This is a genomic window from Pseudomonas schmalbachii, assembly GCF_017589465.1.
In the GTDB taxonomy this organism is placed as follows: Bacteria; Pseudomonadota; Gammaproteobacteria; order Pseudomonadales; family Pseudomonadaceae; genus Pseudomonas; species Pseudomonas schmalbachii.
Map to the genome: position 1 here is coordinate 1151974 of NZ_JAELYA010000001.1, position 23920 is coordinate 1175893.

Below are 23920 nucleotides of genomic sequence, written 5' to 3' on the forward strand. Positions count from 1 at the left end.
TCCTTACATGAGACTCATGGTCAACTGCACTCCGTCTCCTCGAGGCGACGGCTCAACGCGGACGTTATGGAATTTCCCCTCATCCTGAAGACGCTGCACGAAAAATCGAGGATCGACACGCTGCGTATCGATCAGCAGCTCCAGGTCATTAGCCTTGTAGCGCCAACTCAGCAATTGGCTGTCTTCGGGGAGTAGGGCCGACAATCTGCGCAGCAGTTCGCCCTGCGAGGAATGCGCCTGCCGCAGCGCCTGCAACGATGCCGCTTCGGAGCTAGCCTGCAGCGCCCGGTTACGGGCCGCCAGCAAGGGCTCCACCTGGGCACCCAACTCGGCCTCTCGAGACTTCAAATCTCGCGCATCCCAACTCCAGGAGAGGCCCTGGGCCAATTCGAAAGCACAGCCCAGGATCAGCGCCGCCGCCAGCCCATGAGGAACCCAGCGCTCCCACTCCGCATGGCGCCGTGTCCCGACCGGAGCAGCCCAGACGCTCGCCAGAGTTGGCAACGACTCCACGGCAAGCGTTCGCGGATCGAGTGCCTCAAGCCCCCCAATGCCACGCAGCAGGGCTGCAATCCGGGCAGAAGATGGCAGCGCAGGAAAGAAGACGCTCATCAGCAGGACACCACTCCTCCAGACCTGTAGGTCGACGCCTCGGCGCACTGCGACGATCCGAACACCAGCGGGCTCGCCAGTTGATGCCGGCTGCTGCAGCAGTGTCTCCGGAATACAGCGGTAGTTCCGGGGCACGTCATCCAGAACCGCGGCACTCTGCAAACGCTCCTGCTCGTCCCACATCCACAGCAATGCCACACCACCTCGCCAGGCGACGTATGTCCCGGACTGCCGGAATGGCGCCAGGCTTGCCAGCTTGATTTCCAGCGCCTGCGCGCGCTGCGCCCGCGGCACATGCGTCAGATCCACACAGCGATAGACACATAGCGACCGGTCGAGCACCCATTGAGCGACTACCTTGCGCCACAACCCCTGCGGCCGCTCGGACCATTCCAGGACGGACGCCCCGTCATCGCCACGGACCTGCCACAAGCGGGGCGGCGAGAATGCCAGGAGTTGCGTGGACTTCCTGTGGAAGCGCTGTATCAGAGACATGGGATGGCAATGTCCTCCTTTGTAAAAACTGCCAGGGAGGCAGGCGTAAATCGCTGGATTCGAAGCTCACCTGATATTCGTAGCGAGCAGGGCCGTCCCGCGGCCGCAGACGTATCAACAGTGTCGAACTTGGCAGGCGCGACCAGCCCTCCTGTGGCAAACCATCGGCGTGGGCGCCCAGCAGCATATCCAGGTCCCTACTCTGGACGATGGGGTGCTCGCCACGGATCGCCAGCAAACTGGCCACGCTGTCGGCGGGTATTCCCCAGGCAAAAACCAGTACATCGGCCGCAGCGGAATTGAGATTCAGTGCCGGCTCATCCACTGTTGCCACCTCGCACCAGCCTCGCCTCACCAGCAAATCCTCCCAGGGCTGCCAGGTGCTCAGCAGGAAGACCTCCATAGGGGAGCGAAGAGCACGGAGCGACGGGATTCGCGGCTGTCCAACGGATTCGTACTGGCCGCCACGCAGGTACACAGCCAGCTCGACCAACATGGGCGAAACACTTTCCACCGGTACGCCCATACCGACCAGCAGTGACTGGATCGCCGCCGGGTCGCTTGCGCTAAGGCTCAGCCGGGATGCGCGATCGATCAGAGTGAAACAACTGCCATTGGCCACGCAGTATTCACGCCCGTCCACCGGCAGTTCGGCGCCGGCGGGCAGGATCGAGGGATCCATGCCGCCATCCTCGGGAGCAATGCTCTCAGGCGTGGTCTGGCCTGCCACGGTCATACGATGGGTTGCGATCAACCAGATAAGACGACTCAGCATCGAGCGTTCCTCGAAACTGCTTTGCAGCAGTTCACGCTGCGCTTCCACGCCGTCCCTGGAGCGCTCGATCCACAACACCGCAGCGGCGACCACCATGGTCATGCAGGCCAGGAACCAGATCACCCCAACCAGCACGAATCCTCGCTCCGCTCCAGCACCCGCGCCCCGCTCAGCGATCATCGATCGTTATCCTGTACTTGGGCGTCTGCACGGTCGCCAGCAGGAACAGCGTGCCTTCGCTCGAGTAGAGAGCCACCGCCTCTGGCAAGCTGTCCGCCAGTTCCGGCACCGGTGGCCACTCCGGATGCCAGACGCCCTGGGCATCCTGATACTGGAAGCGAGGATCGCCCTGCAGCCGCAACAGCGGCCAGCGCCGCGACTCCCGACGTCTTACATAGATGAAATCGACTTCGCCAGCGGCGGCGTCAGGAACCGGCTCGATGCGGAAAGCAAAAGGAACGGGAATGCCTTCTCGACGATCAACGCTCGCCAGTGTCAGTCCCTCGAAGCTGCGCACATCGCCCCGAAAACGCATCGTCACCTCGTTGCGTAACGGCGCCGCCAGGAACGATACCGAGTCGACGAACCAGCCAAAGGCAAGTTCCCGCAGCTGCCGCTGCTCCCCGGCGCGCAAGAAGCTGTCATTCACTCGCGCGACATAGTTCATCCCCTGAATGAGCAGCGTCGTGATGAAGGCCACCAGTACCAGCACCACCAGCAGTTCGAGCAGGGTGAAAGCGGATTGACGAGAGGGACCGCTCATTGCTCGTCCATTCCCTGGTCCTGGGCATTACGGACCCGCTGATACCCTGCCAGCTCCAGCGACAAGGGGAATTCCGGCAAGCCGGGCTCACGGAGAATCGCCTCGACACGGAACAGCCCCGCATCGAAAGGTCCCGGACTGCCGCTGTAACGTCCGACCACCGGGCGTACCGCGGTCAGGGGCTGGCTGTTCCACTCCAGTTGGTAGCTTCCCAGTTGCACGCTTCCGGACGGCTGCAGCATCGGATTGATACGTTCGAGATAAGCCAGTGCGGTGCGCGACGCCTCGATCCGGCGCTGCACCTCGGTCATGCGCTCGACTGTCTTGAAGCCGGTGTTCAGCCAGGCCAGCAAGGCCCCACCCACTACGACCAACAAGGTCATCGCTACCACCGCCTCCAACAGCGTGAAACCGGCCTGCCGCCGGGACAGCCCGATCACGGCAACTCCGGCTGACACAGAGGCGCCATTAACTGCATGACCTGCACGACATCTTCATGCTGCAAGCTCACCTCGCCTCCCAGGCACGCTCCATTGGCGAGATAGACCAAAGGCTGCCGCGCCGACAACGTCCAGCCGGCCGGCAGACTCAGCATGTCCGCGGGTAACGCTCCGTCGGCACCGATAATCGTTTCCCGCGCCTGCAGCCTGGTGCGGTATCCCAGGCTCCTGAGCTGGCTGGCAATGTCCTGGAGATCCACATGCCGTCGCCAAGCCTCCTGCATCTTCAGCAAGCTGGGCAGGACTATCGCTCCCAAAGCCGCGACCAGGGCCAGAACCACCACAAGCTCGAGCAAGGTGAATCCTGACTGGCGTTCACTGCCGGGGCAGGTAACCGATATCGGCATTGTCGCCTTCCCCGCCCTGCTGGCCGTCGGCGCCCAGGCTGTACAGCGTGAACGGCTGCTCCAGGCTTGGTTTGTCGCTGTAACCGTAGGGGTGATTCCAGGGGTCGAGCGGAACCCCGCCCTCCAGGTAAGGTCCCTTCCAGAAAGCCTTGATACGCTCATCGGTGGGCGGTGAGTTGAGCAGAGCCAGGCCTTCCTGCTCTGTCGGCAAACGGCCGATATCCAGGCGCATGGTCATCAAGGCCCCCTTGAGCATCTTCACCTGTGTTTCGGCAGTCTGCACCTTGGCCTTGTCGGCCTGGCTGAATAACCGGGGCCCGACCAGTCCCATCAGTAATCCGATGATCACCAACACCACGATCATCTCCAGCAGGGTGAATCCCCGCTGCTTTTGCCTCGCCATACGTCTCCGTCTCTCCTTCACATTGGACCCGGCCCGGCGGCTCGGTCCTTTCCACCTGTTTTCAGACCGTCGCACGAGCTCACATCACGATGTCGTTGGCACTGGTGATCGCCAGCACTACGCCAGTAATGATCACGCCAAACACTGCACCAATCAGGAGAATCGCCAGCGGCTCGACCAGGGCCAGCACCTTACGCATCCGGGAACGCCCCTGCTCTTCATAGAGCGAGGCCAGGCTATCGAGCATGTCCGCCAGCCGCCCCGACTTCTCACCAACACGGACCAGGTTGCCGCCGGTCGCCGTGATCGCCTGGCGATGCTCCAGCGCCGTCGACAGCGCGGCTCCACCGCGCACATCCTGGGTGACCCGCTCCAGCAGTTCTCGCTGATGGCCGATGCGTACGCTCTCTCCCGCCAGGCGCAGGGCATCCACCAGTGCAACCCGATTGCCAAGCAGCGTGCCGAGCACTTTCGACCATTGCGCGATTTCTGCCTGCAACAGCCATTCTCCCAGCAGCGGCAAGCGCAACACGCCATCGAGCACGCGACCGCGAACGGCTTGATGGCGGGAAAGCGCACCGCCAACGAACACCGCAAGCACCATCGCCAGCAACAGAGGAATGGCATGAGCCTTGCTCCACACCCCGCTGCTCAGCACGGCCCAGGCGAGCCAGGGCAGCTTGTCTGCGTGCTCGAGCAGGTTGGCGAACTTGGGGACAACGAAGACAAACATCATGGCGACCGCCCCCACACCGCTGAGCACCAGGATGCTCGGGTAGATCAACGCGTTACGGATCTCATCGCGGGTTCGCCGCTCATACTCCATCTGCTCCACGCAATCGCGCAGCGCGGTGGCGAGATTGCCAGTCATTTCGCCGGCGGCGACCAACTGGTAGGCATAGCGCGGCAGCGGCAGCCCCGCCAACTCCAGTACCTGCGGAAAGGACTTGCCCTGGCGAAGCCCCTCACCCATCGACTGCAGGGCGGAAGCGATGCGCGGGTGCTGTGTCGAACGCTCCTGAGCCTCGACTGCCTCGGCCAGACTGACACCAGCCGCGAGCAAGGTCGCCAGTTCATAGAGGGCCATGTTCAGCTCCTCGGCCCTCAACCTGCGACCACCGCGCGGCGCTACACGCTGCACCGGGTGCAGATGCAGCGGTGTCAGCCCCTGATGGTCCAACTGACGCAGAGCATCCGCCTGCGAAGCGACATTCACCTCTCCTTTGCAGCGTTTACCGTGGCGGTCGACCGCCTGATAGTGGAATCGCATACCGATCAGCCGCTGGTCACTCGGTGGACTTCGTCCAGGGAAGTGAGGCCCATCCAGGCCTTCAAGAAACCATCCTCGCGCATGCTGCGGAAGCCCTGCTGCGCTGCGAGCCGGCGCATGTGCTCGACCGGTGCTCGCTGCATGATCAACTCCTGCATCTCGGGACGGACATCGATCATTTCGTATATGCCCAGGCGGCCGCGGTAGCCTGTACCCTGGCAATGACTGCAGCCGACGGCACTCCGCCAGTTGGGAGTTCCGTCGGGGAACAGATGGCGTGCGGTATCCTCGGTCAGCCGCACCTCCTCGGTGTCGAACTCGGGCACGCAGGAAACCGCGCAATGCGGGCACAGGCAACGCACCAGTCGCTGAGCCTGCACGCCGCGTACCGGCGAGGCCACCAGGAACGGCTCGACCCCCATGTCGATCAGGCGGGTGAAAGCACTGACCGCATCGTTGGTATGCAGGGTGGAGAACACCAGATGACCGGTCAGGGACGACTGCACGGCAATTTCCGCGGTTTCCAGATCACGGATCTCGCCGATCATGATCACGTCGGGGTCCTGCCGCAGGATCGAGCGCAAGGCTGCCGCGAAAGTCAGGCCGATTTCGGCGTGCGCCTGGACCTGCGTGATGTTCGGCACCTGGTATTCGACCGGGTCCTCTACCGTGATGATCTTGCGCACGCCGTCATTTATGGACTCCAGGCAGCCATAGAGCGTGGTCGACTTGCCGGAGCCGGTCGGCCCGGTAACCAGTACGATACCGTGGGGCTCACAGGTCCAGGCACGCATCAGCTCCAGGTGATCAGGCAGCATGCCAAGGTTTTCCAGACGCAGCCCGTCGCACTCCTTGGGCAACAGACGCATCACCACCGATTCGCCATGCACGCCTGGCAAGCTGGAAACACGCACATCCATTTCCTGCCCACCGACCCGGATGCTCATTCGCCCATCCTGCGGCAGGCGTCGCTCTGCGATATCAATGGCGGAGATCAGCTTGATCCGCGATACAACGGCGGCGAACCGGTCCTGAGGCAACGTCAGTTGCGACTGCAGTACGCCATCGACACGAAAGCGGACGTGGAAATTGAATTCGCGCGGCTCGATATGGATGTCAGAGGCTCGCTTTTCGATGGCCTGGCCTATCACGTTGTTGACCAGTTCGACGATTGGCGCCTCTTCGGCCATCTCACGCAGATGGCGGATATCGTCGTCGGCGAACATTGCCGTCTGCCGCCCTTCTGTCTGGGCGCGCTCGTTCAGGAACTGCAGCCAGGCGTCCAGATCCTGTGAGCGACACAGCACCAGTTGCAGGGATCGCTCAGGGTAGAAGTAGCGCAGCACATCATGCAGCGACGGCTCCAGCACATCGCGAGCGGCGATCCACAGGCCCGTGTCGCCGTCGTCCCAGACCACCACCTGTTCGGTCAGGAACCAGTCGAGATTGATTCGGGTGCCGTCGAGGAATGCCGCCAGCTCTGGAAAGCCCGGTGCCTCCAGGTGGCGACCGACCAGTGGCATACCCAGCTGCTCGGTCAATACATCCAGCAAGGCAGTCTCAGAAATAACTCCCGACCGCATCAGGATGGCGCCCAGGCGCCCACCGATGCGGCTCTGCAGTTCCAGTGCCCGCTCCACCTCCTGGGTGCTGGCCAATCCCTGCTGAATCAGGCGCTGCCCCAAAGGCAACGAGTCGGCCGGAAATACGGGCAACTCACGCGCGCGCTCAGAGCACATCGGCGAAACCGTCCTTGACCCTCAGGAACATCCCTAGCCCGAGCAGCGCGACCAGGCACGATGCTGCGAAATAGGCAATTACCTGCATGGATGCCGGCATCGGTGTTCCGAACAGGACCGAGCGGATCATCTCCACGGGAATGGTCAACGGGTTCAGTGCCAGGTAGGGGCGAACGTCTTCCGGCAATGCTGTCAGCGGGTAAAGCACCGGACTCAAGAACAGGGTCAGCACGAGGAAGAACTGCACGATCTGGTTCACGTCACGGAAGTAGGCGCCCAGTGCAGCGATTACATAACTCAGGCCACCGACGCAGAGCAGGAACGGCAGGATGAAGAACGGCAGCAGGAGCACACCCCACGTCAATGGATGCCCCAGCAGCGGCATGAGCATCATGAGGATGAGGTAGCCGAACAGCGCGTTCACCAGGGATGACAGCAGCAGGGACAGTGGAAGGACTTCGAGGGGAAAGACCAGCTTCTTGACGTAGTTGGCGTGTCCATGGACCACGGACGCTGCTCGAGAGAGGCAATCCCCCAGGATTCCATTGAGCAGAAGACCGGAAAACAGTGCCAGGGCAAAGGAAGCGGTGTCCTGGTCACTACCCCAGCGCGACTTCAGCACATGGCCGAAAACAAAGGTGTAGACCAGCAGCATCAGGAGCGGGGACAGGAACATCCAGACCCGTCCCAGGAGAGCGCCCCGATAACGAGACTCGACATCCCGGCGCGCCAGCGACAGCGTCAGCTTCGCGCGATGAAGCAGTGGGTGATAGCAGTTGGAAGTCGAACGATCGGACAAGAGGCCCCCGGCTGATCCAGAGCCCGTCCAGCATGAGACGGGCGGAGGAAAGAGCGGGGTATGGTGGGGCCATGGGGAGGGAGCAAGCTATGGGAAACGCCCCGGGATCTGGCAGGCAATTTCCGAAACGCCCGGCAAGGCACCCAACTCGACCGAGGGGGCGCCTGCCGGTTGTCAGTGGTCAGTCGACCAGACCGGCCGCGCTCATCTCAGCCTGCAATCTCTCCAGAACCTCCTCGATCGAAAGATCGGTGGAATCCAGCAGGATCGCCCCTTCCGCCGGCTTCAGTGGAGCGACCGAACGCTGGCTGTCCCGCTCGTCGCGGAGGCGGATTTCCTCGGTCAGCGTCGCCTGGTCGACCTCCAGTCCCTTGGCCTTGAGCTGCAGATAGCGACGGCGGCCACGCTCCTCGGCGGAAGCGGTGAGGAAGATTTTCAATGGCGCGTCCGGGAATACCACGGTGCCCATGTCCCGGCCATCGGCGACCAGACCCGGGGCTTCGAGGAAGGCGCGCTGGCGCTGCAACAAGGCGTCGCGCACCGCCGGCAAGGCAGCGACCTGCGAAGCGCCGGCGCCAGCCACCTCGGTACGGATGGCGTCGGTGACATCCTCGCCCTCGAGGATGATGCGCTGGCCCTGCCCGCCCTTGGCGTGGGTGAACTGCACGTCGAGGTGCGCCGCCAGAACTTTCAGCGCTTCCTCGTTGGTCAGGTCGATGCCGTGGTTGCCGGCAGCGAACGCCAGCAGGCGATACAGGGCGCCGGAATCCAGCAGGTTCCAGCCCAGTCGCTTGGCGAGCAGGCCGGCTACCGTGCCCTTGCCGGAGCCGCTCGGACCATCGATGGCCACCACAGGCCATTGCGCGAACATCAATTGCTCTCCACTGCGACGCGAATGCCTGTCTGGGAAGCCAGGCCGAGGAACGTCGGGAAGGAGGTGGCGACGTTGGCGCAATCATGGATGCGGATCGGCCCGCCAGCACGCAGCGAAGCCACGCTGAAGGACATGGCGATGCGATGGTCGCCGTGGCTCCAGACCTCACCGCCGCCGTAGGCGCCGCCATCGATGATGATGCCGTCCGGAGTCGGTTCGCACTTGACGCCAAGGGCCTTCAGACCATCGGCCATCACCTGGATGCGGTCGGATTCCTTCACCCGCAGCTCTTCGGCACCGCGCAGCACGGTACGCCCCTCGGCGTTGGCAGCAGCGACGAACAGCACCGGGAACTCGTCGATGGCCAGCGGAACCAGGTCTTCCGGGATATCGATGCCTTTCAACTTCGCAGAACGAACGCAAAGATCAGCCACCGGCTCACCGCCGACTTCACGCTGGTTTTCCAGGGTGATGTCGGCGCCCATCAGCTTGAGGATGTCGATCACGCCGGTGCGGGTCGGGTTGATGCCGACGTGCTCCAGGACGATCTCCGAGCCCTCGGCGATGCTGGCCGCCACCAGGAAGAAGGCCGCGGAGGAAATGTCCGCCGGCACTTCGATATGGGTCGCACTCAGTTTGTGGCCGGACTCCACCCGCGCGGTGCTGCCCTGCACATCCACCGGATAGCCGAAGCCGCGCAGCATGCGCTCGGTGTGGTCGCGAGTCGGCGCCGGCTCGGTCACTGCCGTCTCGCCGGCGGCATACAGGCCGGCAAGCAGCAGGCAGGACTTCACCTGGGCGCTGGCCATCGGCATTTCGTAGTTCATCCCGGTCAGGCGCTGGCCGCCGCGAATGGTCAGCGGCGGGCGCCCTTCCGGACCGGTCTCGATCACCGCTCCCATTTCCCGCAGCGGCTTGGCCACGCGGTTCATCGGGCGCTTGGACAGCGATGCGTCGCCAGTCAGGGTGGTGTCGAACGACTGCGCCGCCAGCAGACCGCTGAGCAGGCGCATGGAGGTGCCGGAGTTGCCCAAGTAGAGCGGACCGGGCGGCGGCTTCAGGCCGTGCAGGCCGACGCCATGTACGGTCACGCGGCCATGTTGCGGGCCTTCGATGACCACGCCCATGTCGCGGAACGCCTGGATGGTCGCCAGCGCGTCCTCGCCCTCGAGGAAACCTTCCACCTCGGTAGTTCCCTCGGCCAGCGAACCGAGCATGATCGAACGGTGGGAAATCGACTTGTCGCCCGGTACGCGCACACGTCCGGACAGGCTGCCACCCGGCTGGGCCAGATAAATGAGATCGTTGTTGTGCATGGCGTCCACATAGGCCCGGCGGGCCAGGATTTTGCTGAAGTGCTCGCGGGCAACCCGGGCGCGGGTGAACACGCCCAGCAGTTGATGCCCGTCCCCTGAGTCGACGGCCTCGCGCAGTGCATCGAGGTCGCCGCGGAATACATCGAGGATGCGCAAGACCGCCTCGCGATTGGCGAGGAAGATGTCGTGCCACATCACCGGATCGCTGCCGGCGATCCGCGTGAAATCGCGGAAGCCGCCAGCGGCATAGCGGAAGATTTCCAGATTTTCGCTGCGCTTGGCCAACGAGTCGACCAGCGTGAAAGCCAGCAGGTGCGGCAGATGACTGGTGGCGGCCAGCACTTCGTCGTGATGGTCGACGTCCATGTGCTCGACATCCGCACCGAGCTCGCACCAGAGACTGTCGACCAGCGCGAGGGCCTGCGGGTCGGTGTCCGCCAGCGGCGTGAGAATCACCTTGTGCCGACGGAACAGCTCTGCATTGGCCGCCTCGACCCCGCTCTGCTCGGAGCCGGCAATCGGGTGACCGGGTACGAAACGGGGCGGCATGCTGCCGAAGGTCGCCCTGGCGGCACGTACCACATTACCCTTGGCGCTGCCCACATCGGTGAGCACCGCATTGCCGAGGTCATAACGGGAAAGCTCGGCCAATACCTTTTCCATGGCCAGGATCGGCACCGCCAGTTGAATGACATCCGCCTCCCGGCAGGCCTGTTCCAGCGACTCCTCGCAGCGGTCCACAACCCCGAGTTCGACGGCCAGGCGCCGCGTCTCGGGATCGCGATCGACACCCAGCACTTCCTCGAACACGCCCTTCTCACGCAGCCCCTTGGCAAAGGAGCCACCGATCAGGCCGAGGCCGACCACGACCAGGCGACGCAGTTTCACCGGGACAGCATCAGCCACGGGCGAGCACCTTGGCCAGGGCTTCCAGGCAGCGGGCGTTCTCTTCCGGCAGGCCGATGGAGATGCGCAGGTGATTCGGCATGCCGTAGCCACCGACCGGGCGAACGATCACGCCCTCGGCCAATAGCGCCTGGTAGATCGCCGCGGCGTCGCGGCCGATGTCCACGGCGATGAAGTTGCCCTTGGACGGAATCCAGGTCAGCCCCAGGCGGCGGAAGCCCTCTTCCAACTGCACCATGCCGAGATCATTGATGCGCCGGCCTTCGGCCAGGTAGCCGGAGTCATCCAGCGCTGCGCAGGCAGCAGCCAGGGCCAAGCTGTTGACGTTGAATGGCTGGCGCACGCGGTTCAGCACATCGGCGACCTGCTGCGTGGAAATCGCATAGCCGACACGCAACGACGCCAGGCCGTAAGCCTTGGAGAAGGTACGCGAGACCAGCAGATTGGGATGCGCATCGAGGTATTGCAGGCCATCGGGCAACTCATCGCCCTCGGCGTACTCGATATAGGCCTCGTCCAGCACCACCAGCACGTTTTCCGGCACGCGCTCGAGGAAGCGCGCCAGGGCGTCGGGGCCGAACCAGGTGCCGGTCGGATTGTTCGGGTTGGCGATGAACACCACGCGGGTATTGGCGTCGATTGCCGCCAGCATGGCTTCGAGATCATGCCCCCAGTCCTTGGCCGGCACCACCTTGCCCTGGGCGCCGACCGCCTGGGTGGAGATCGGGTAGACGGCAAAGGCGTACTGGCTGAACACCGCATTGAGGCCGGGCGCCAGGTAGGCACGGGCGACCAGGTCGAGGATGTCGTTGGAACCGTTGCCGAGGGTCACCTGCGCGGTGCTCACACCGCAGCGGGCAGCCAGGCGGGTCTTGAGTTCGAAGCCGTTGCCGTCAGGATAGCGGGTCAATTCGGCCAGTTCGGCGCGAATCGCTTCCAGCACTTTCGGGCTGGGGCCAAGCGGATTTTCGTTGCTGGCCAGCTTGACGATGTTCGCCGGGTCCAGGTCGAGTTCCCGTGCCAGTTCGTCGACCGGCTTGCCAGGAACGTAGGGGGACAGCTTTTGCACACCCGGCTGGGCCAGGGCTAGGAAATCGCAAGACATAGCAGAGCCTCAAGCTACAAGTGGCAAGCTACAAGTGAAAACTGCGCTGCCTTGCTTGCAGCTTGCGGCTTGTAGCGTGCGACCAGCGGTTCAGAGAACCGCTTTCGGATACGAGCCCAGCACCTTGAGGGCCACGGCTTCGCTGTTGATCTTTTCCAGCACGTCCTTGATCAGCGGGTCCTTGTGGTGGCCGACGAAGTCGATGAAGAACACGTAGGTCCACTTGCCGCTGCGCGACGGACGGGTCTCGATGCGGGTCAGGTCGATGCCGTTGGTGTGGAACGGCACCAGCAGCTCATGCAGCGCGCCCGGCTTGTTGCGCATGGAAACGATGATCGAGGTCTTGTCGTCGCCGGTCGGCGGCACTTCCTGGTTGCCGATGATGAGGAAGCGCGTGGAGTTGTCCGGGCGATCCTCGATCTTTTCGAACAGCTTGGACAGGCCATACAGGCTGGCCGCCATGTCGCCGGCGATGGCAGCGGAGTTCCACTCGCTCTTCACCCGCTTGGCCGCATCGGCGTTGCTGGAGACCGCCACCCGCTCGACGTTCGGATAGTGCGCGTCCAGCCACTTGCGGCACTGGGCCAGCGACTGGGCATGGGAATAGATGCGCGTGATGTTGTTGGTCTTGGTGTTCTCGCCCACCAGCAGGTGATGGTGGATGCGCAGCTCGACCTCGCCACAGATCACCATGTCGTGTTCGAGGAAGCTGTCCAGGGTGTGGTTGACCGCACCTTCGGTGGAGTTCTCCACCGGCACCACGCCGAAGTTCACCGCGCCGGCGGCGACTTCGCGGAACACCTCGTCGATCGCCGCCATCGGCGTACTGATCACCGCATGGCCGAAATGCTTGAGCGCCGCGGCCTGGGTGAAGGTGCCTTCCGGACCGAGATAGGCCACTTTCAGCGGCTGCTCCAGCGCCAGGCAGGAGGACATGATCTCGCGGAACAGCCGCGCCATTTCCTCGTTGCCCAGCGGGCCCTTGTTGAGCTCCATGATGTGCTTGAGCACCCAGGCCTCGCGCTCCGGCCGGTAGAACACCGGCTTTTCGCCCTCGGCCAGGGTCGCCATCTTCACCCGCGCCACATCCGTGGCGCAGCGCGCGCGTTCGCTGATCAGCTCGAGGATCTTCTCGTCGAGGCTGTCGATGCGTACGCGCAAAGCCTTGAGCTGGTCAGCGTCGCTCATCAGCCGTGCTCCTTCTCGAACTCGGCCATGTAGGCCACCAGGGCTTCCACCGCGTCCAGACCCAGGGCGTTATAGATGGAGGCACGCATGCCGCCCACCGAACGGTGGCCCTTGAGGTTGAGCAGACCGCGAGCTTCAGCGCCTTCGAGGAAGGCCTTGTCGAGCTTCTCGTCGGCCAGGCGGAACGGCACGTTCATCCAGGAACGGGCAGCCGGCTGGATCGGGTTGGTGTAGAAGTCGCTGGCGTCGATGGTCCTGTACAGCAGGTCCTTCTTGGCGCGGTTGCGCTGCTCCATCGCGGCGACGCCGCCCTGCTCCTTCAGCCACTCGAAGACCAGGCCGGCGAGGTACCAGGAATAGGTCGCCGGGGTGTTGTACATCGAACCGTTGTCGGCCGCGACCTTGTAGTTGAGCATGGTCGGGCAGCTGCTGCGGGCGTGGCCCAGCAGGTCTTCGCGGACGATGACCACCACCAGGCCGCTCGGGCCGATGTTCTTCTGCGCGCCGGCGTAGATCAGGCCGAACTTCGATACGTCGACCGGACGCGAGAGGATGTCGGAGGACATGTCCACCACCAGCGGGACGTCGCCGGTCTCGGGAATCCAGTCGAACTGCAGGCCGCCGATGGTCTCGTTGGACGCGTAATGCACATAGGCCGCGCCCGGAGTGAGGTTCCACTCGCTCTGCGCCGGGATGGCGAAGTAGTCGTAGCCCTTGGCGCTGGCGGCGACGTTGACGTTGCCGTAGCGACGCGCCTCTTCCAGGCTCTTCTTCGACCAGATGCCGGTGTCGACGTAATCTGCCACGCCGCCTTCCGGCAGCAGGTTCAGCGGAATCTCGGCGAACTGCTGGCTGGCGCCGCCCTGCAGGAACAGCACCTTGTAGTTCGACGGCACCGCGAGCAGGTCACGCAGATCCTGCTCGGCCTTCTCGGCAATGGCGACGTACTCGTCACTGCGGTGGCTCATTTCCATGACGGACAGGCCACGACCCTGCCAGTCGAGCATTTCGGCCTGGGCGCGCTCCAGTACAGCGGTGGGAAGCGCCGCGGGACCGGCGCAGAAGTTATAGGCTCGCTTGCTCACATCCACTCTCGCTATCAGTCTTCGCTGGCCTGCGGGGCTTCTTCAGCCACGGCTTCGCCTGCTTCTTGGTTCTCGTCCGACGCTTCGCCTTCGACGATCTCGCCGTCGATGACTTCGTCGTCGACGATGGTCGGCTCCTGCACCCGCTCCAGGCCCACGACGGTTTCGTCGGAAGCCAGCTTGATGAGAATCACGCCCTGGGTATTGCGGCCCGCGCCGCGGACTTCGTCGACACGGGTACGGACCAGAGTGCCCTGGTCGGAAATCAGCATGATCTCCTCGCCGTCCAGTACCTGGATGGCGCCCACCAGATTGCCGTTGCGCTCGTTGATCACCATGGCGATCACGCCCTGGCCACCACGGCCGCGGCGCGGGTAGTCGGCCAGCGGCGTGCGCTTGCCGTAACCGCGTTCGGAGGCGGTGAGGATCTGCGCCTCGCGGCATTCCGGGATCAGCATGGAGATGATGCGCTGGTCTTCGGCCAGGCGCATGCCGCGCACGCCACGGGCGTTACGGCCCATGATGCGCACCTTGCTTTCCTTGAAGCGAATGACCTTGCCGGCGTCGGAGAACATCATCACGTCCTTCGAACCGTCGGTGATGGCGGCGGCGATCAGCGAGTCGCCCTCTTCCAGCTTCAGGGCGATCAGGCCATTGGAGCGCGGCTTGGTGAACTGGATCAGCGGGGTCTTCTTCACGGTGCCCTTGGCGGTGGCCATGAAGATGTAGGCGCCGGTCGGCTCGTCCTGGCTGAAGTCGGCGTCGTCGCCTTCTTCGGCCTCTTCGGCTTCCACCACTTCGGCGACCTGCTCGGCGACCACGTCGTCGTCATCGCCTTCCTCGCCGGCGAACTGCGCACGCACGGCCTCCAAGTCGATCTGCAGCATCGCGGTGATGCGCTCGCCTTCGTCCAGCGGCAGCAGGTTGACCAGCGGGCGGCCACGGGCGGTACGCGAGGCTTCCGGAATCTCGAAGGTGCGCAGCCAGTAGACCTTGCCCTTGCTGGAGAACAGCAGCAGGGTCGCGTGGCTGTTGGCGACCAGCAGGTGTTCGATGTAGTCCTCGTCCTTCACCCCGCTCGCCGACTTGCCTTTGCCACCGCGACGCTGGGCCTCGTAGGCGGCCAGCGGCTGGGACTTGGCGTAGCCGCCGTGGGAGATGGTCACCACGCGCTCTTCTTCGGTGATCAGGTCGGCGATGGTCAGGTCGACCTGGGACGCGACGATCTCGGTGCGACGGGCATCGCCGAACTCGGCCTTGACCTTCTCCAGCTCCTCGCGGATGACTTCCAGCAGGCGCTCGGGGCTGGTCAGGATGCGGATCAGCTCGCCGATCAGCGCGAGGATTTCCTGGTACTCGCTGAGCAGCTTTTCATGCTCAAGGCCGGTCAGGCGGTGCAGGCGCAGCTCCAGGATGGCCTGGGCCTGTTCCGGCGACAGGTAGTACTTGCCTTCGCGCAGACCGTATTGCGGATCAAGGTCTTCCGGACGGCAGGCATCGGCGCCCGCGCGCTCGACCATGGCTTCCACCGCGCTGGATTCCCAGGCGGTGGCGATAAGGCGTTCCTTGGCCTCCGCCGGGGTCGGCGAGGACTTGATCAGCTCGATCACCGGGTCGATGTTCGACAAGGCGACCGCCTGGCCTTCGAGGATATGGCCGCGCTCACGGGCCTTGCGCAGCTCGTAGACGGTACGGCGGGTCACCACTTCGCGGCGGTGACGGACGAACACCTCGAGCATGTCCTTGAGGTTCAGCAGGCGCGGCTGGCCGTCGACCAGCGCCACCACGTTGATACCGAATACGCTCTGCAGCTGGGTCTGCGCGTAGAGGTTGTTCAGTACGACCTCGCCGACTTCGCCGCGGCGCAGCTCGATGACCACGCGCATGCCGTCCTTGTCGGACTCGTCGCGCAGCTCGGTGATGCCTTCGATCTTCTTCTCTTTCACCAGCTCGGCGATCTTCTCGATCAGACGCGCCTTGTTCAGCTGGTAGGGCAGCTCGGTGATGATGATCTGCTGGCGGCCGCCGCCCTTCTCCATGTCCTCGACTTCGGCGCGGGCACGGATATAGATGCGCCCGCGACCGGTACGGTATGCCTCGATGATGCCGGCGCGGCCGTTGATGATACCGGCGGTCGGGAAGTCCGGGCCGGGGATGTACTGCATCAGCTCATCGACGGTCAGTTCCGGGTTGTCGATCAGCGCCAGGCAGCCATCGATGACTTCGCCGAGGTTGTGTGGCGGGATGTTGGTCGCCATGCCCACGGCGATACCGCTGGAACCGTTGACCAGCAGGTTGGGGACCTTGGTCGGCATGACCGCCGGAATCTGCTCGGTGCCGTCGTAGTTGGGCACCCAGTCGACGGTTTCCTTGTCGAGGTCGGCCAGCAGTTCATGCGCCAGCTTGGACATGCGCACTTCGGTGTATCGCATGGCCGCGGCGTTGTCGCCGTCCACCGAACCGAAGTTGCCCTGGCCGTCCACCAGCATGTAGCGCAGCGAGAACGGCTGGGCCATGCGCACGATGGTGTCGTACACCGCGGTGTCGCCGTGCGGGTGGTATTTACCGATCACGTCGCCGACCACACGGGCGGATTTCTTGTAGGGCTTGTTCCAGTCGTTGCCCAGCTCGCTCATGGCGTAGAGCACGCGGCGATGCACCGGCTTCAGGCCATCGCGGGCGTCGGGAAGGGCACGACCGACGATCACGCTCATGGCGTAATCGAGGTAGGACTGTCGGAGTTCGTCTTCGATATTGACCGGGAGGATTTCTTTGGCCAGTTCGCCCATGAGAAGCCTGGTTCCTTTTACTGGTGGAACTCCGCCTTGCCCGTCCTGGCTCCAGCGGAGTGCGTCGGCGCCATTGGAATGCCACCAACTCACAACAAATCAACGACTTGGGTCACTGATCCGCGCTACTCCGGGAGCATGAAAAACGGCCCCCAAAGAACCGTCGGAGCTTACCACAGAGCAAGGGGAACACCTACCCTGGCGACACCCCCTGCGGCGATCAGTGCAGTCGCTTGCGACTCATCAACTGAGCCATGCGCTCGGCGTCCGGACGTTCGACCACGCCGCGCTCGGTCACGATGGCATCGATCAGGTCCGCTGGAGTCACATCGAACACCGGATTGAACGCATCGACCTCGGCTGCGACGCGCTTGCCGCCGATTTCCAGCAACTCAACGCCGTCGCGCTCCTCGATCGGGATGTCTTCGCCGCTTTCCAGGCTCATGTCGATGGTCGAGCTCGGCGCCACCACCATGAAGCGCACGCCATGGTGCATGGCGTTCACCGCCAACTGGTAGGTGCCGATCTTGTTCGCCACGTCGCCATTGGCGGTGATGCGGTCGGCGCCGACGATCACCCAGGTGATGCTCTGGGTCTTCATCAGATGGGCCGCCGCCGCGTCGGCGTTCAGCATCACCGGCACGCCCTCGTTGGCCAGTTCCCAGGCGGTCAGCCGCGCGCCCTGCAGCCAGGGGCGGGTTTCATCCGCATAGATGCGCTCGACCAGCCCTTCCAGGTGCGCCGCACGGATGACCCCGAGCGCCGTGCCGAAGCCGCCGGTGGCCAGGGCGCCGGTATTGCAGTGGGTGAGGATCTTCTGCGGACCGGAGTGGTGCTTGCGGATCAGCTCGACGCCGAGCTGGGCCATGGTCAGGTTGGCCTCGCGGTCGCTCTCGTGGATGGCAATAGCTTCGGCTTCCATCACCGCCAGCACATCGTCGGCGTCCTTGACACGCTCCAGGCGGTCGCGCATGCGGTTGAGCGCCCAGAACAGGTTGACCGCCGTCGGCCGCGATTCGGCCAGCACCTGGAAATCCGCCTCCAGGGCGGCGCGCCAGTCGCCATTGTGGCGCAGCCGGGCACGCAGGCCGAGCACCACGCCATAGGCCGCCGCGATGCCGATGGCCGGCGCACCGCGCACCACCATCTGGCGAATCGCCTCGGCCACTCCGGCCGCGCTGTCGTAGGCCAGCCAGGTTTCCTCCAGCGGCAGGAGACGCTGGTCCAACAACCGGAGTGCCCCGTTGCGCCAATCAATGGCCGTTACCCGCTCGGCCGCCAGCAGCCGCTCACGCATGGAACACCTCATCACTCGAATTCTCTACGGATCGATCCCGGCGCCGCGGCATCCGCCAGCAACGCAGGGAAAACAGCGGAGTATAACGAGCCGGGGTCAGCAGCGCTCGGGTATACTGCCGCCCTCGTCAATTCACGCGCCCAGGATGCGCCAAATGCCCGAAGCCAAAGCCCCTCTTGACCTGCTTCTGCTGCCGACCTGGATCGTCCCGGTGGAACCCGCCGGCGTCGTCCTCCGTGACCACGCGCTGGGCATCCGCGACGGCCGTATCGCCCTCCTCGCCCCGCGCACCGAAGCGCTGCGCCATCCGGCGACGGAAACCCGCGAGCTGCCGGGCATGCTGCTCGCTCCCGGCCTGGTCAACGCCCACGGCCACGCCGCCATGAGCCTGTTCCGCGGCCTGGCCGACGACCTGCCGCTGATGACCTGGCTGCAGGAACATATCTGGCCGGCCGAGGCGAAGTGGGTCAGCGAGGACTTCGTCCGCGACGGCACCGAACTGGCCATCGCCGAGCAGATCAAGGGCGGGATCAGCTGCTTCTCCGACATGTACTTCCTGCCGCGCGTTGCCTGCGAAGCGGTGCACAAGGCCGGCGTGCGTGCGCAGATCTGCGTGCCGGTGCTGGACTTCCCGATGCCCGGCGCCCGCGACGCCAGCGAGGCGATCCGCCAGGGCGTGGCCCTGCACGACGACTTCAAGCATCACCCGCGCATCGCCGTCGCCTTCGGCCCGCATGCGCCGTACACGGTCAGCGACGACAAGCTGGAAAGCATCGTCATGCTCGCCGAGGAACTGGACGCCGGTATCCAGATGCACGTCCACGAGACCGCCTTCGAAGTCCAGCAGGCGCTGGAAAAATCCGGCGAGCGGCCGCTGGCCCGCCTGCACCGCCTCGGCCTGCTCGGCCCGCGCTTCCAGGCCGTGCACATGACCCAGGTCAGCGATGAAGACGTCGAGCTGCTGGTGGAGACCAACAGCTCGGTGATCCACTGCCCGGAATCCAACCTCAAGCTGGCCAGCGGCTTCTGCCCGGTCGAGCGCCTGTGGCAGGCGGGGGTCAACGTCGCCATCGGCACCGACGGCGCGGCGAGCAACAACGATCTCGACCTGCTCGGCGAAACCCGCACCGCCGCCCTGCTGGCCAAGGCCGTGGCCGGCCAGGCGACCGCCCTCGACGCCCACCGCGCGCTGCGCATGGCGACCCTGAATGGCGCCCGCGCGCTGGGGCTGGAGCAGGAAATCGGCTCGCTGGAGCCGGGCAAATCCGCCGACATCGTCGCCTTCGACCTGTCCGGACTGGCCCAGCAGCCGATCTACGAGCCCGTCTCGCAACTGATCTACGCCAGCGGCCGCGACTGCGTGAAGCACCTCTGGGTAGGCGGCAAGCAACTGCTGGAAGACGGCCGCCTGACGCGACTCGACGAACAGCGCCTGCACAGGGTGGCCGGCGAATGGGGCGCGCGCATCGCCGGCACAGCGACAAACTGACATGCCGTAACCCACGGGGCGCGCGAAGCTGGCATCATACGTAGCATTTGCGCCATTCGATTCAGCCAACTTTTTCCAAAGAGGCACCATGAGCAACGTCGACCACGCCGAGATCGCCAAATTCGAGGCCCTCGCCCATCGCTGGTGGGACCGCGAAAGCGAGTTCAAGCCCCTGCACGACATCAACCCGCTGCGGGTCAACTGGATCGACGAGCGCGTCGGCCTGGCCGGCAAGCGCGTCCTCGACGTCGGCTGCGGTGGCGGCATCCTCAGCGAAGCCATGGCCCAGCGCGGCGCGACGGTGCTCGGCATCGACATGGGCGAAGCGCCGCTGGCGGTCGCCCAGCTGCACCAGCTGGAATCCGGCGTGCCGGTGGAATACCGCCGCAGCACCGCCGAGCAGCTCGCCGAGGAAATGCCCGGCGAATTCGACGTGGTCACCTGCCTGGAAATGCTCGAACACGTTCCCGATCCGGCATCGGTGATCCGCGCCTGTTACAGGATGGTCAAGCCCGGCGGCCAGGTGTTCTTCTCCACCATCAACCGCAATCCCAAGGCCTACCTGTTCGCCATCGTCGGCGCCGAGTACGTGATGCGCCTGCTGCCGCGCGGCACCCACGACTTCAAGAAATTCATCCGCCCGTCGGAACTCGGCGCCTGGTCGCGCGACGCCGGTCTTTCGGTCAAGGACATCACCGGCCTGACCTACAACCCGCTGACCAAGCACTACAAGCTGGCCGACGATGTCGACGTCAACTACATGATCCAGACCCTGCGCGAGGAATGAAACGCATGCAGCTGAAAGCGGTTCTCTTCGACATGGATGGCACCCTGCTGGACACGGCGCCCGACTTCGTCGCCGTCTGCCAGGCCATGCTGACCGCCCACGGCAAACCGGCGGTCGACAACAAGCTGATCGAGGACGTCGTCTCCGGCGGCGCCCGCGCCATGGTGGCCGCGACCTTCGACATGGACCCGGAAGCACCCGGCTTCGAAGAGCTGCGCCAGGAATTCCTCGACCGCTATCAGGAACATTGCGCGGTGCTGACCCGCCCGTACGACGGCATCCTCGAACTGCTGGAAAGCATCGAGCGTTCCCGCCTGGTCTGGGGCGTGGTGACCAACAAACCGGTGCGCTTCGCCGAGCCGGTGATGCAGCAGCTCGGCCTGGCCGAGCGCTCCGCCGTGCTGGTCTGCCCGGACCATGTGAGTCGCGCCAAGCCCGACCCGGAGATGCTGCTGCTGGCCTGCAAGCAGCTGGGCCTCGATCCCGCCGAAGTGCTGTTCATCGGCGACGACCTGCGCGACATCGAGTCCGGCCGCGCCGCCGGCACCAGGACCGCCGCCGTGCGCTACGGCTACATCCACCCCGACGACAACCCGAGCCACTGGGGCGCGGACGTGATCGTCGACAAGCCGCTGGACCTGCTCGCCGTCCTCGACCGGGCACTGTGCAGCTGCTGAGCCGGCTATTCCAGTTTCGTTTTTCTCGGGGCCTGCCGCCAAAAGCCGCAGGCCTCTTCAGGAGATACCGATGTTCGACTACACCGCCCGCCCCGACCTGCTGCAAGGCCGCGTGATCCTGATCACCGGCGCCGGCCGCGGCATCGGCGCCGCCGCCGCGCGGACCTTCGCCGCCCATGGCGCGACCGTCCTGCTGCTGGGCAAGAGCGAAGAGAACCTCAACGAGGTCTACGACCAGATCGAGGCTGCCGGCCATCCGCAGCCGGTGGTGATCCCGTTCAACCTGGAAACCGCCCTGCCGCACCAGTACGACGAACTGGCCGCCACCATCGAGAACGAGTTCGGCAAGCTCGACGGCCTGCTGCACAACGCCTCGATCCTCGGCCTGCGCTCGCCGATCGAGCAGATTTCCGGCGACAACTTCATGCGCGTCATGCAGGTCAACGTCAACGCCATGTTCATGCTGACCCACACCATGCTGCCGCTGCTCAAGCTGGCCAGCGACGCCTCGGTGATCTTCACCTCCAGCGGCGTCGGCCGTAAGGGCCGCGCCTACTGGGGCGCCTACGCGGTGTCGAAGTTCGCCGCCGAGGGCCTGATGCAGGTCCTCGCCGACGAGTGCGACGGCACCAGCGCGGTGCGCGCCAACAGCGTCAACCCCGGCGCCACCCGCACCGGCATGCGCGCCCAGGCCTACCCGGGCGAAAACCCGTTCAACAACCCGATGCCGGAAGACATCATGCCGGTCTACCTGTACCTGATGGGGCCGGACAGCATCGGGGTGAACGGCCAAGCGCTCGATGCGCAGGACGGAAAGCCTGCGGCATGAGAAAGGGGCTCTTCGGAGCCCCTTTCATTTGATACACCGCAGGGCGGGTGAAACCCGCCGTGACGCCTCTGGATTGGCGGGTTGCACCCGCAGCGCCCCATGGGCGCGATCGCGGGCATGGCCCGCTCCTACGGTTCGATCGTGTAGAACGTAGGGTGGAAAACGGCGAAGCCTTTTCCACCATCAAGCGCGGTGCGAGGGGGCGGTGGACAAGCTTCGCGTTGTCCACCCTACAAAAAGCTCTGCTCGCGAATGCCGGCACCACAAAAGCTTCGCGAGCAGAGCTCGCTCCTACGAAAAGCGGCAATGCACTCCACAGCGATATGAAAAAGGGGCTCCGAAGAGCCCCTTTTTCGTTTACCGGTCAGATCAGCGCTTGAATCCCGGGCGCATGCCGTCACCCGCCGGCTGCGGGCGGCGCTTGGCCACCGGCTTGCGGGCCGGCTTGACCGGTTTCTCGTCGCGTTCGGCGTGCGGCTTGGCCGGGCGCTTGCGGTTCACGTCGCTCGGGCGCTCGGCCAGCGGTGCGCCCTGCTTGCGATCGTTCGGACGCGGAGCGCGGGCCGGACGGCCGCCATCCCCGTGACGGGAATCCTGGCGCGGCGCGCGTGGAGCGCGGTTGTCATCGCCCTCGCGCGGCTTGCGCGGAGCCCGGCCTTCACCTGCCTCGCCACGCGGTGCGCGCGGAGCACGGTGGTCGCCACTCTCGCGCGGCAGTCGCGGAGCACGACCTTCGCCGGATTCGCCACGCGGTGCGCGTGGTGCACGGTGGCTATCGCCCTCACGCGGCGCGCGCGGTGCACGACCTTCACCAGCCTCGCCACGATGCGCGCGCGGAGCACGCCCCTCGCCAGCTTCGCTACGCGGCCCACGAGCCGGACGCTCGGAAGCACCCGGACGCGGCGCACGGCGCGGGCGCTCACCTTCAGCAGCTTCCTTACGGGCGCGGGAACCACGACCGGCATCCGGACGCTCGCTGCGAGCCAGCGGCTTGGACAGCTTGCGCTCCTGACGTTCCTGCTTTTCCCGCGCCTTGGTGGTCATTTTCGGCAGGGCGACCGGCTTGAGGCCGACCTCCTCGCTGAGGATGTCTACTTCGCGCTGTTCCATTTCCCGGTAACGCCCCATGGTCAGCTCGGAAGTGAGGAAGACCGGACCGAAACGCACGCGCTTCAGGCGGCTCACCACCACGCCCTGGGATTCCCACAGGCGGCGGACTTCGCGGTTGCGGCCTTCCATCACCACCACGTGATACCAGTGGTTGAAGCCCTCGCCGCCCGGCGCCTGCTGGATGTCACTGAACTTGGCCGGGCCGTCTTCGAGCATCACGCCGTTTTTCAGGCGCTCCATCATGTCTTCGTCGACTTCGCCACGCACGCGCACCGCGTATTCGCGGTCCATCTCGTAGGACGGGTGCATCAGGCGGTTGGCCAGCTCGCCGTCGGTGGTGAACAGCAGCAGGCCGGTGGTGTTGATGTCCAGGCGGCCGACGTTGATCCAGCGGCCGCTGCGCAGGCGCGGCAGGCGGTCGAAGACGGTCGGACGGCCTTCCGGATCGTCGCGGGTACAGACCTCGCCTTCCGGCTTGTTGTAGATCAGCACGCGGCGCACGTTCTCCTCGGCGGCCTCGCGGCGGAGCAGGTGATCGTCCACGGCGATGGCGTCATGGGAGTCGACGCGCTGGCCAAGGGTGGCGACGGCGCCATTGACCTTGACCCGGCCCTCCGAGATCCAGGCCTCCACGTCGCGGCGCGAGCCGACGCCCAGGCGCGCAAGGACCTTCTGCAGCTTTTCGCCGGAGGGGGTATGGGTGAGTTCTTGGTTTTCGTGCGTGTCGTTCATCTGGGCACCTCCCGGTGTGTCATGCAACGAAGA

General features: G+C 64.9%; 21 protein-coding genes. 4 read left to right on the forward strand and 17 right to left on the reverse strand.

Features of this window, described 5'->3' with window-relative positions:
* Positions 1 to 3: 3 nt before the first annotated feature.
* The 16 genes from JFY56_RS05125 to mtnA all read right to left on the reverse strand — a co-directional run bounded on the left by JFY56_RS05125 (position 4) and on the right by mtnA (position 18263).
* Positions 4 to 1107, reverse strand: coding sequence for a hypothetical protein (locus tag JFY56_RS05125; RefSeq protein ID WP_208312397.1), 1104 nt, complete (start codon positions 1105 to 1107; stop codon positions 4 to 6).
* Positions 1022 to 2062 (reverse strand): hypothetical protein, encoded by a 1041-nt coding sequence (locus JFY56_RS05130; RefSeq protein ID WP_208312398.1) that lies wholly within the window; start codon positions 2060 to 2062, stop codon positions 1022 to 1024. Before JFY56_RS05130 ends, JFY56_RS05125 begins: the two co-directional genes overlap by 86 nt.
* Complete coding sequence (locus JFY56_RS05135) at positions 2052 to 2645, reverse strand: prepilin-type N-terminal cleavage/methylation domain-containing protein (protein ID WP_208312399.1); 594 nt, start codon at positions 2643 to 2645, stop codon at positions 2052 to 2054. Before JFY56_RS05135 ends, JFY56_RS05130 begins: the two co-directional genes overlap by 11 nt.
* The gene (locus tag JFY56_RS05140) at positions 2642 to 3085 is read right to left on the reverse strand and encodes a PulJ/GspJ family protein (RefSeq protein ID WP_328824804.1); all 444 of its coding nucleotides are present in this window, start codon (positions 3083 to 3085) and stop codon (positions 2642 to 2644) included. Before JFY56_RS05140 ends, JFY56_RS05135 begins: the two co-directional genes overlap by 4 nt.
* Complete coding sequence (locus tag JFY56_RS05145; RefSeq protein ID WP_208312400.1) at positions 3082 to 3492, reverse strand: prepilin-type N-terminal cleavage/methylation domain-containing protein; 411 nt, start codon at positions 3490 to 3492, stop codon at positions 3082 to 3084. Before JFY56_RS05145 ends, JFY56_RS05140 begins: the two co-directional genes overlap by 4 nt.
* Positions 3461 to 3895, reverse strand: coding sequence for a type II secretion system major pseudopilin GspG (gene gspG / locus JFY56_RS05150; RefSeq protein ID WP_208312401.1), 435 nt, complete (start codon positions 3893 to 3895; stop codon positions 3461 to 3463). The genes JFY56_RS05145 and gspG overlap by 32 nt, the downstream gene beginning before the upstream one ends.
* 79 nt (positions 3896 to 3974) lie before the next feature.
* Complete coding sequence (locus tag JFY56_RS05155; RefSeq protein WP_208312402.1) at positions 3975 to 5165, reverse strand: type II secretion system F family protein; 1191 nt, start codon at positions 5163 to 5165, stop codon at positions 3975 to 3977.
* 5 nt (positions 5166 to 5170) lie between these two features.
* The gene (locus JFY56_RS05160) at positions 5171 to 6904 is read right to left on the reverse strand and encodes a GspE/PulE family protein (protein WP_208312403.1); all 1734 of its coding nucleotides are present in this window, start codon (positions 6902 to 6904) and stop codon (positions 5171 to 5173) included.
* Positions 6894 to 7703: an ABC transporter permease gene (locus JFY56_RS05165; protein ID WP_236032424.1), complete on the reverse strand. Its 810-nt coding sequence runs from the start codon at positions 7701 to 7703 to the stop codon at positions 6894 to 6896. Before JFY56_RS05165 ends, JFY56_RS05160 begins: the two co-directional genes overlap by 11 nt.
* Before the next feature lie 181 nt (positions 7704 to 7884).
* Complete coding sequence (cmk, locus tag JFY56_RS05170) at positions 7885 to 8574, reverse strand: (d)CMP kinase (protein WP_208312404.1); 690 nt, start codon at positions 8572 to 8574, stop codon at positions 7885 to 7887.
* Entirely contained in the window at positions 8574 to 10799 is a 2226-nt protein-coding gene (locus tag JFY56_RS05175; RefSeq protein WP_208312405.1) for a bifunctional prephenate dehydrogenase/3-phosphoshikimate 1-carboxyvinyltransferase, read from the reverse strand. The genes cmk and JFY56_RS05175 overlap by 1 nt, the downstream gene beginning before the upstream one ends.
* The gene (gene hisC / locus JFY56_RS05180; protein ID WP_208312406.1) at positions 10792 to 11904 is read right to left on the reverse strand and encodes a histidinol-phosphate transaminase; all 1113 of its coding nucleotides are present in this window, start codon (positions 11902 to 11904) and stop codon (positions 10792 to 10794) included. Before hisC ends, JFY56_RS05175 begins: the two co-directional genes overlap by 8 nt.
* A 90-nt stretch (positions 11905 to 11994) precedes the next feature.
* A complete protein-coding gene (gene pheA / locus JFY56_RS05185; RefSeq protein ID WP_208312407.1) occupies positions 11995 to 13092 on the reverse strand; it encodes a prephenate dehydratase in 1098 nt (365 codons plus the stop codon).
* Positions 13092 to 14177, reverse strand: coding sequence for a 3-phosphoserine/phosphohydroxythreonine transaminase (gene serC, locus JFY56_RS05190; protein WP_208312408.1), 1086 nt, complete (start codon positions 14175 to 14177; stop codon positions 13092 to 13094). Before serC ends, pheA begins: the two co-directional genes overlap by 1 nt.
* Before the next feature lie 14 nt (positions 14178 to 14191).
* Positions 14192 to 16966 carry a DNA gyrase subunit A gene (gene gyrA / locus JFY56_RS05195; RefSeq protein WP_208312409.1) on the reverse strand — a complete coding sequence of 925 codons (2775 nt, stop codon included), beginning with the start codon at positions 16964 to 16966 and terminating at the stop codon, positions 14192 to 14194.
* A 220-nt stretch (positions 16967 to 17186) separates the two neighbouring features.
* Positions 17187 to 18263: an S-methyl-5-thioribose-1-phosphate isomerase gene (gene mtnA / locus JFY56_RS05200; protein ID WP_208312410.1), complete on the reverse strand. Its 1077-nt coding sequence runs from the start codon at positions 18261 to 18263 to the stop codon at positions 17187 to 17189.
* A 154-nt stretch (positions 18264 to 18417) separates the two neighbouring features.
* Between mtnA and JFY56_RS05205 the strand changes: the two genes are divergently transcribed.
* The 4 genes from JFY56_RS05205 to JFY56_RS05220 all read left to right on the forward strand — a co-directional run bounded on the left by JFY56_RS05205 (position 18418) and on the right by JFY56_RS05220 (position 22045).
* Positions 18418 to 19752 (forward strand): TRZ/ATZ family hydrolase, encoded by a 1335-nt coding sequence (locus JFY56_RS05205; protein ID WP_208312411.1) that lies wholly within the window; start codon positions 18418 to 18420, stop codon positions 19750 to 19752.
* An 88-nt stretch (positions 19753 to 19840) separates the two neighbouring features.
* The gene (ubiG, locus tag JFY56_RS05210; protein ID WP_208312412.1) at positions 19841 to 20539 is read left to right on the forward strand and encodes a bifunctional 2-polyprenyl-6-hydroxyphenol methylase/3-demethylubiquinol 3-O-methyltransferase UbiG; all 699 of its coding nucleotides are present in this window, start codon (positions 19841 to 19843) and stop codon (positions 20537 to 20539) included.
* On the forward strand, positions 20536 to 21216 hold the full coding sequence (gene mupP / locus JFY56_RS05215) for an N-acetylmuramic acid 6-phosphate phosphatase MupP (RefSeq protein WP_208312413.1): 681 nt from the start codon (positions 20536 to 20538) through the stop codon (positions 21214 to 21216). Before ubiG ends, mupP begins: the two co-directional genes overlap by 4 nt.
* 70 nt (positions 21217 to 21286) lie before the next feature.
* The gene (locus JFY56_RS05220) at positions 21287 to 22045 is read left to right on the forward strand and encodes a YciK family oxidoreductase (protein ID WP_208312414.1); all 759 of its coding nucleotides are present in this window, start codon (positions 21287 to 21289) and stop codon (positions 22043 to 22045) included.
* Positions 22046 to 22414: 369 nt separating this feature from the next.
* Here the strand turns inward: JFY56_RS05220 and rluB are convergent, their stop codons facing one another.
* Positions 22415 to 23887: a 23S rRNA pseudouridine(2605) synthase RluB gene (gene rluB, locus JFY56_RS05225; RefSeq protein WP_208312415.1), complete on the reverse strand. Its 1473-nt coding sequence runs from the start codon at positions 23885 to 23887 to the stop codon at positions 22415 to 22417.
* Between the last annotated feature and the right edge of the window lie 33 nt (positions 23888 to 23920).